Annotated in this window: 6 protein-coding genes and 1 pseudogene; 1 reads left to right on the top strand and 6 read right to left on the bottom strand. The window is 54.5% G+C overall.

The features are described 5' to 3' along the window. Positions 1–63: 63 nt before the first annotated feature. A pseudogene (locus tag V0R37_RS03235) lies at positions 64–174 on the bottom strand (hypothetical protein); the annotation flags it as partial. Between the two features lie 160 nt (positions 175–334). After that, positions 335–2,197, bottom strand: a complete 1,863-nt coding sequence (locus V0R37_RS03230) for a multicopper oxidase domain-containing protein (RefSeq protein WP_420373109.1) — start codon at positions 2,195–2,197, stop codon at positions 335–337. A gap of 391 nt (positions 2,198–2,588) precedes the next feature. Here V0R37_RS03230 and V0R37_RS03225 point away from each other — a divergent pair, with 391 nt between their 5' ends. Then, positions 2,589–4,973 carry a heavy metal translocating P-type ATPase gene (locus V0R37_RS03225; protein ID WP_420373108.1) on the top strand — a complete coding sequence of 795 codons (2,385 nt, stop codon included), beginning with the start codon at positions 2,589–2,591 and terminating at the stop codon, positions 4,971–4,973. A 21-nt stretch (positions 4,974–4,994) separates the two neighbouring features. Here the strand turns inward: V0R37_RS03225 and V0R37_RS03220 are convergent, their stop codons facing one another. The 4 genes from V0R37_RS03220 to V0R37_RS03205 all read right to left on the bottom strand — a co-directional run bounded on the left by V0R37_RS03220 (position 4,995) and on the right by V0R37_RS03205 (position 7,872). Beyond that, positions 4,995–5,480, bottom strand: coding sequence for a c-type cytochrome (locus V0R37_RS03220; RefSeq protein ID WP_118995011.1), 486 nt, complete (start codon positions 5,478–5,480; stop codon positions 4,995–4,997). A gap of 81 nt (positions 5,481–5,561) precedes the next feature. Further along, entirely contained in the window at positions 5,562–6,143 is a 582-nt protein-coding gene (locus V0R37_RS03215; protein WP_269495737.1) for a M23 family metallopeptidase, read from the bottom strand. A 208-nt stretch (positions 6,144–6,351) separates the two neighbouring features. Beyond that, positions 6,352–6,864 (bottom strand): cupredoxin domain-containing protein, encoded by a 513-nt coding sequence (locus tag V0R37_RS03210; protein WP_420373135.1) that lies wholly within the window; start codon positions 6,862–6,864, stop codon positions 6,352–6,354. Positions 6,865–6,927: 63 nt separating this feature from the next. Then, positions 6,928–7,872 (bottom strand): copper resistance protein B, encoded by a 945-nt coding sequence (locus V0R37_RS03205; protein ID WP_420373107.1) that lies wholly within the window; start codon positions 7,870–7,872, stop codon positions 6,928–6,930. Positions 7,873–8,050 lie beyond the last annotated feature (178 nt).

The raw sequence follows: 8,050 nt of genomic DNA, 5'->3' as shown, positions 1-8,050 counted from the left end.
CTTGGACTTCGGGTTGCGTGGCATAAATGCTCCTTGGACGCATGTTATGCCTTGAACACGAAATTACTGACAGGCCCATTTCGATGGCTTTGGGTGCGTAGCGAGCCATTCATCAAACCTCGCGATTTCTTTTTTCTGGTCAGCGATGATTTCTTTGGCCATCTGTGTCATCTCTGGATCTTGACCTTTTTAGCTCTACCTCGGCCATATCTACAGCGCCCTAGTGGTGAGTCCGCATCATGCATGGTTGATGCTAACGGCCTTCGCCATGGAGAAGGTCGCTCAATCGTAGCCGCCATTAACCGATCAGGCTCTGCGGTTCAAACAGAATGGGCTAAGCTTGGACGTCCAGGACCATGGTCAGGCCCCCGGCGCCTTCTTGTTCTACATTGTTGTTGGTCGTATGGTGCGGAATGTGACAATGCACAATCCATTTTCCCGGACGGCGCGCCGTCCATATGACGTCATAGCGTTGCCCTGGGCCGACGTTGACTGTATCGGCTTCGAAGCGCGCCGCGGTGGGCAACACATTTCCATCGCGGGCAACCACGGTAAAAGGCCCACCGTGAACATGCATGGGATGCACAAAATTGTTATTACTGCCGATGAAGCGCAATTTGATCGTCTCGCCCACTTTCATCTTCACCGTGTCCGTGGCCGGGTATGCTTTGCCATTGATAGTTAAGTAATTGGGCAAGGCTCCTTCCATCAGCATGGCAGGGTAGGTCAACCCTTCGCGCTCGAGCCACTCCTGTAACTGCAATATATACTCATGGTTGGCCCGGGGTTCTTCATCGCGGTTCTTTGGGTCGATAATGAGTGCGCCATATAGGCCGAAGGCTTGCTGCCGATCGACATGGTCATGCGTATGATAAAAATAAGTACCGGATTGTTCGGTCGTGAACTCGTAAACGTATTTACCGCCAGGAGCAATTGGCTTTTGGGTAATGTTGGCCGGTCCATCCATTTCATTGGGCAGGATCAAGCCATGCCAATGTACTGTCGTCGATTCCGGTAGTTTATTGGTGACATTGATACGGACCCTATCGCCTTCAGTGACGCGCAGCCGTGGACCCGGAATCTGGCGATTGAACGCATAGCCTTCCACTTGTACGTCGGGCAGGATGTTCCAACGCACAACGCTTGCTTCCAGATCAAAAACCTTGACACCGTTTTCAATACGAGGTTCAAGTGCTGTATCGCCTTGGGCGTCTTGCGCGGCGGTATGCGCGACCAAGCGCGGTGCGATGGCTGCCATATCGCGCATGGCGGCACCCGGCGTGTCCCACCCCATGATCATGCCTGGCGGCATAATCGCTCCTCCTACGTCGCGGGCAGACAGGCGCATGTTCACAAACAGCGCCGGAAACGTCATGCCAGCCAATAGCATTAAGCCGGTGGCCATCGTGACAGCTGCTAATTGTGGGCGTGTCACGTTAGGCTGCATAGCGTGATGGTCACCTGGAGACGACTTTGCCGAATCATGGCCGCCACCAGTGTGGCCATGATTCTTTGTCTGTGCGGTTTTGTTTTGGCGTTCGGTCATTAAGCCATGTTTCATCCGCCTGGAAACCATCCAGACATTGACCGGATAAGTCACGACAAAACCGGCAATCACGCCTATTGACATGACTCCCCAGAAAAGCAGTTCGGTCGGCTCCATCGCCCTCATGTCGCGCCCCATCATCAGCAGCGTCATGACGGGGGCCATGCCTGCCATCATGGCATTCATACTGATAAACTCGGGCATGAATGATTTTTTGACATTGTCCCAGTAGCTGCCGCCCATCATGTTTTTCATGAAAAGAGACTGGAAGATGAAAAGACCAAACGCGAATCCCGCTACATACTCAACGATGAGATCCAGCCACATAGGCAAGCCCAGCGCTGCCGTGACTACCGCCGCCAGGATAATGCCAGTGGCGTCGCCCGCCACGCAATGAATGGTCGAACCTGCGCCTTGTTTCCACAGCGGCTTGATGAATTGTTCATGCTCGCCTGGTCCGGGCTCTTTATCGGCCATCACATATAGCAGCAAGCCAATTGGCCCCATATAGAGGGTCACCAATACGAAACCCCACTTCATTACCACCGGCTCGGGATTATGGCGAAACTGATCCCACGCCACGTAGGCCGTGGATAAAGCCGCTAGAGCAAACCAGACAATAAGAAAGTAATCGATAGGTTGAGCGATCATGGGAATCTGGGAGCAATGACGAACGTGTTTGAGCCCGCACTGACTCCGCAGACTTTTTGCCCCGCCAGCAATTCCTGTGCCTGGTTGAGCCATTTCCCGGGTGCAGTTACATTGCTTGGATAAACCGAATCACGGCGTATTCGTCATGCTAGCGTCATCGGACTGTTGGGTCCTTCGCTCAAATGGAGTTCTCGCCAGAAAGAACTGGCATCGCGATCGCGCAGCATGACAAAAGTGTAATGCTGTTGACAGCAAACTGTCAGTTTCGCGAACAGTAAAGTGTGGCATGATTAATATACATGCCATCGATCACGAATTCTGGCTCTACGCTGTTTCAAGATGGTGATAATCGCCAGCGTAGCCCAATACTAAATTGGAAAGCGGCCACGTCATGACATCACACGACCACGATCACGCCCATCACGGCCAATCAGGTGACTTAAACGGCGGATCAACGCAAGCGGGCAACAGCCACGCTAAATTGCCTGGGTCCTCAGCCTCGGCGTTAAAAGACCCCGTGTGCGGAATGTCGGTGACCGAACAATCGCCACACCATCTTGAGCACGACGGTCAGTCGCTTTATTTCTGCAGCACTAGTTGTCAGACCAAATTCAGTGCGGATCCGGCCAAATATCTCTCTAAAAGCCAATCGAGCGAGCAATCAACTCAGGCAGCCGCACCGGGCACGATCTATACCTGTCCGATGCATCCCGAGATTCGCCGAGATCACCCTGGAAACTGTCCTAAGTGCGGCATGGCGCTGGAACCGCTTATGCCTACACTCGATGACGATAATCCCGAGTTGGCGGACTTTACCCGCCGGTTTTGGTGGACCTTGCCTTTAACGATAATCGTCACGACGCTGGCCATGTTTGGCCACCAGTTTGGCTGGTTTGGCATGACCGCCCAAAGTTGGATCGAGCTGGTGCTTTCCTTGCCTGTCGTGCTGTGGGCTGGCTGGCCGTTCTTTGTGCGCGGCGTTCAGTCGGTGATTAACCGTAGCCCCAATATGTGGACGCTCATCGGCTTGGGAACAGCGGCGGCTTTTATCTATAGCGTCGTGGCGACGGTTACGCCGGAAGTGTTTCCCGACACGTTCTTGTCCATGGGACGCATCGCAGTATATTTTGAAGCGGCGGTTGTCATCATCTCCTTGACGCTTTTCGGACAAATCCTTGAATTGAAAGCTCGCTCGCAGACCTCGGCGGCCATCAAGTCGCTAATGGGATTGGCCCCGAAGACGGCCCGGCGCATCTTGCCTGATGGTACTGAAGAAGATGTGCCCTTGACTCATGTGCATGAAGGCGATCGCTTGCGTGTGCGTCCAGGTGAAAAAGTGCCGGTGGACGGGGCGGTAGAGGAGGGCGCAAGCTCCATTGACGAATCCATGCTTACAGGTGAGCCGCTACCCGTCAGCAAACGCGTGGGCGATAAAGTCATTGGCGCCACGATGAATACATCGGGCGCACTGGTGATACGTGCCGAGAAAGTGGGCGCGGCCACCGTGCTGTCCCAAATCGTGCAGCTTGTGGCGCAAGCGCAGCGCTCCCGAGCGCCTATGCAACGCATGGCCGATCATGTGGCCGGCTATTTTGTCATGGCGGTGGTTGCCATCGCCGTGATAACGTTTTTCGTGTGGGGATTCTGGGGGCCACAGCCCAGTTGGGTGTACGGTCTGATCAATGCGGTGGCTGTACTGATCATTGCTTGCCCGTGCGCGCTAGGCTTGGCGACACCCATGTCGATCATGGTGGCGACGGGTCGTGGTGCGACGCACGGCGTCTTGTTCCGCGATGCCGCCGCCATCGAGAACTTTCGCAAGGTGGATACTTTGATCGTCGATAAGACTGGCACCTTGACCGAAGGGCGGCCCACGTTTGAGCAAGCGGTTGCCGTCCAGGGCGTTAGCGCCGACGAGGTGCTGCGCTTGGCTGCTAGCCTGGATCAAGGCAGCGAGCACCCGCTGGCCGACGCTATCGTTAGTGCCGCGCGAGAGCAGGGATTAGCATTAGCCACGGTAGATGAATTTGAGTCGGGCTCCGGGATTGGCGTTCGCGGATACGTTGAGAACAAACGTCTGGCGCTCGGTAATACCGCGCTGATGCTGCACGAAGGCGTCGATGTGGCGATACTAAGCGAGAAGGCAGATAACCTGCGTATGCAAGGCGCGAGCGTCATGTATCTAGCTGCGAACGGCGACTTGCTGGGTCTACTTGCCGTGTCCGACCCTATCAAAGCCAGCACCAAAGAAGCCGTGGACGAACTGAAAGCGGCCGGTATCCGCGTCATCATGGCCACGGGCGACGGCGTGTCGACAGCTAAGGCTGTGGCGCAGCGCTTGGGTATCGACGAATTTCATGGTGAGGTAAAGCCGGCCGATAAGCTCGATCTGGTTACAAAGCTTCAGGGCCAAGGGCATATCGTGGCGATGGCGGGCGACGGCATTAACGATGCGCCCGCGCTGGCTAAAGCCAACGTCGGCATTGCCATGGGTACTGGTACCGATGTCGCCATGAACAGCGCCCAGGTCACGCTGGTGAAAGGCGATTTGCGAGGAATCTCGATTGCCCGTCATCTGTCTGACGCGACCATCGCGAATATGAAGCAAAACCTGGGGTTTGCTTTTGTTTATAACGCTTTGGGCGTGCCGCTGGCGGCGGGCGTGCTGTATCCATGGACGGGGTTATTGCTCTCACCCATGTTTGCCGCCCTGGCGATGAGCTTAAGTTCAGCTTCGGTGGTGACGAACGCCTTGCGGTTACGTAAAGCAAAATAAACGGCTAGCGCGCCCAATGAGTTACTGTGGCCGTTGTTGCGTGATTTCTTTTTGAGCCGCTAACGCCTGCTTGGGCCAGGAGCTTTTGATATAAGCGAGCACCGCCCGGATGTCGTGATCGGTCAGCAACTTGCCATAGGCGGGCATATCGCTCACATACTCGGGTGGGGCTGTCACGCCAGGGACCAGGCCATTTTTAGTAATGTCAATTAAAACGGCATCGGGATGATGCCAGGTGTGCCCGGTCTCATCATGCGGCGGCGCAGGCAAACGACCATTGGCTTGCCGGATACGCCAGTCAGGCTGGCCCTCCAACTTTGCGCCATGGCAAGATGCGCAGTTGTTGGCGTAGATTTCTTTGCCGTTGGCGACAAGTTCTCGATCGGAAGGGTCAATAAATGCCGATCTTGAGCTCATCAAGGGTTCATACATAAACAAGCCGGCACCGAGCGCCAGTAAACCAAGCACTCCGGTAATTACGCCCGCTTTTTTCACAGTTATTGCCATTGGAACTATCCCACTCACTTTGTTGCACGATCAATCAATGTAATTTGCGGGCTATCGCTACGCCGGCCGCACAAGGTAACTTCATCTTTGGACATAGGAGGCAAGTTGCCGTTTTTCTTGGATGGGGTCTACCGGTTGATTGTTGACGCGCAGCTCATAATGCAAATGAGGGCCACTGGATGTTCCGGTTGAACCGACATAGCCAATGATTTGTCCCTTTTCTATGTTGACACCTTTTCTTAGGCCTTTCTTAAAGCGGCTTTGATGCGCATAGACAGTGGAATACTCATTATCATGCTCTATGAAAATCACTTTGCCATATCCATTTTGGACACCAATGAAAGAGATTTTTCCCTGAGCCGTTGCGCGGATGGGAGTACCTTTTGGGGCGGGGTAGTCAAGACCCTGATGGCCTGCCCACTTGCCTGATACGGGATGCAGCCGGTAGCCAAAGGATGAGTTGATACGCGCGCGTTCGATCAGCGGCGTGGCAAGAAACATCTTACGCAAGCTCTCGAGTCGAGGGATCGCCTTATGAGCGTGTTTGCCGAGTGTGTGAACAGGGCTTTCGATAATAGAAGTCAGTCTGACGTCCGATGCCACGGCGCTATTCGTTAGAAGATAACCGAAGACGAGAAGCAGGCTTTTTAATATCGTATGCATGTCATATAGAAAATATTTGGATAATGCTAGAGCGTAGTTCGCCTTTTGTGGCTGGATCGACTGTGATTCGTGTGGGAGAAATAAGCATTGGCAGCACTGCATACGCAGTGCTGCCGCTCTGGGGGGAACGCATTGTAGCTACTGTGCCTAGTAATCCATCACGCAGTGGATGAATAATCTGGCCATAAGGCGCCGCCTTTACGTCACCTTATCCGACTTTTACCTTACCAATCATGCCCGCTTCCATGTGCCCAGGAAGAAGGCAGGCAAAGTCAACGGTTCCGGTCTGAGGAAACTGCCAGACGAGACCACCTTTTTGGCCAGGATTGACCGTGATCATATTGGGCTCTGCATGTTTCATTCCCGGCATTTTTTGCATCATGGCGGCATGCTCTTTGAGTTCTGCAACGGAGCCGATCACCATTTCATGAGGAATCTTGCCGTTGTTCTTCATGAAAAAACGGACCGTCTCGCCAGGCTTGACGTTGAACTGGCTTGGAGCGAAACGCATAGTGTCGTCCATGACGAGCTCGATCGTACGCGTGACCTTGGCGGCGTCGCCAGGTTGTCCCACAGCCGAGTCACCTTTGTTCATGCTGGACATGTCATGACCTTGCATCATGGTGCCGTCTTTCATCTCATGACCTCCACCATGGCTTCCGGCGGCTAATGCCAGGGCGGGTAACGTGCTTAATATCAGTATAGATAGTGTCTTTTTCATCAAAATCACTTTTGGATAAGGGAAAAATAAGAGCATCAGGCTTGATGTTCCCTGGTACAACAGTTAAAAGCGAAAACTCAAACCGGCCACGAAACGGGTTTCCTGCTTGGAGTCGCCCGCCGCGCGCGCGTAATCCGCCGTTTTTCCGAATTTGCTGGACCATTCCACGCCAACGTAAGGAACAAACTGACGCGTGACTTCGTATTTGAGACGCAAGCCCGCAGTACCGTCTGTCAGGCCGCTGCCAATGCCCCAGCGTTCATCGTCCTTGCCGTGGAAATTTACTTCCACGCTTGGTTGAAGGTAGAGCTTCTGGGTAAGCAAAATGTCATACTCCGCCTTCAGCCCCAGAGCGGTTCGTCCGCTGGAGCCGACATAGGCGGTGGCATCCACCTCGAACCAGTAAGGCGCAAGTCCTTTAAAGCCGAATGCCAGCCATTCCCGGTTGGGCGCGCCCTGAGCATGGTCGAATCGCACGCCCAGTTCCGTATCCCAGAACGTTGAAACCGCATGACGCCACAGCAACTGCGTCTCGGATTCCTGTAATTTTCCGCTCGCTACTTCGCCTTCCGCTTTGATGACGGCGCGGTTATAGGTGCTGCCGTACCAGGCCTCCCCTTCGTAGGCCGCCCACTCCTCGCCACGCGCCCTGACGTACTCTAACCGGTCGAAGTTCACGGAACCGAAGTTGTGCATGTCCGACATGATCAGCGCATCTGAGGGTGGCAACGCATACTTGCCCGCGTTACGCACGTAGCCATCGGAGTAGGCATCCGGATCGCGGGCATCGGGTGGCGCCGATCCGCCTTGCATCTGCATATCGCCGTGGTCCATTTCGCCACCGCCCATATCCATTGCTCCCATATCGTGAGCAGGGGCCGTCGCACCTGTGTTGGCTTGGCCATGGTTCATACCCGGCATGGACTCTGCTGGCTTAGGCGCGGTGGTCGGCTTCATTTTCATCGTGCCATGGTCCATGCCAGGCATATTCATCTTGCTGTGATCCATGCCAGGCATGCTTGCTGCATCGGCAGGCGCCGAATTGGCCGGCATGGCGGTATGGCCACTATGGGCGTCATGCGCTTGGGCATAGGCAAAAAGCGGAGTTGCACCGAGCGTTGCGATGGCGACTCCAAGAATGCGTTTTCTTATATGGGTATTCACGGTCAAGATTCCCTTCTTCTCG

The organism is Pollutimonas rozaliensis, from assembly GCF_048751585.1.
GTDB lineage: Bacteria > Pseudomonadota > Gammaproteobacteria > Burkholderiales > Burkholderiaceae_B.
This window is presented reverse-complemented; position numbering and strand designations above follow the sequence as displayed.

Excerpts from the sequence above, each read along its gene's own strand:
- V0R37_RS03230 (WP_420373109.1), bottom strand. The coding sequence starts at position 2,197 with ATGATCGCTCAACCTATCGATTACTTTCTTATTGTCTGGTTTGCTCTA.
- V0R37_RS03225 (WP_420373108.1), top strand. The coding sequence starts at position 2,589 with ATGACATCACACGACCACGATCACGCCCATCACGGCCAATCAGGTGAC.
- V0R37_RS03220 (WP_118995011.1), bottom strand. The coding sequence starts at position 5,480 with ATGGCAATAACTGTGAAAAAAGCGGGCGTAATTACCGGAGTGCTTGGT.
- V0R37_RS03215 (WP_269495737.1), bottom strand. The coding sequence starts at position 6,143 with ATGCATACGATATTAAAAAGCCTGCTTCTCGTCTTCGGTTATCTTCTA.
- V0R37_RS03210 (WP_420373135.1), bottom strand. The coding sequence starts at position 6,864 with ATGAAAAAGACACTATCTATACTGATATTAAGCACGTTACCCGCCCTG.
- V0R37_RS03205 (WP_420373107.1), bottom strand. The coding sequence starts at position 7,872 with ATGGATCACAGCAAGATGAATATGCCTGGCATGGACCATGGCACGATG.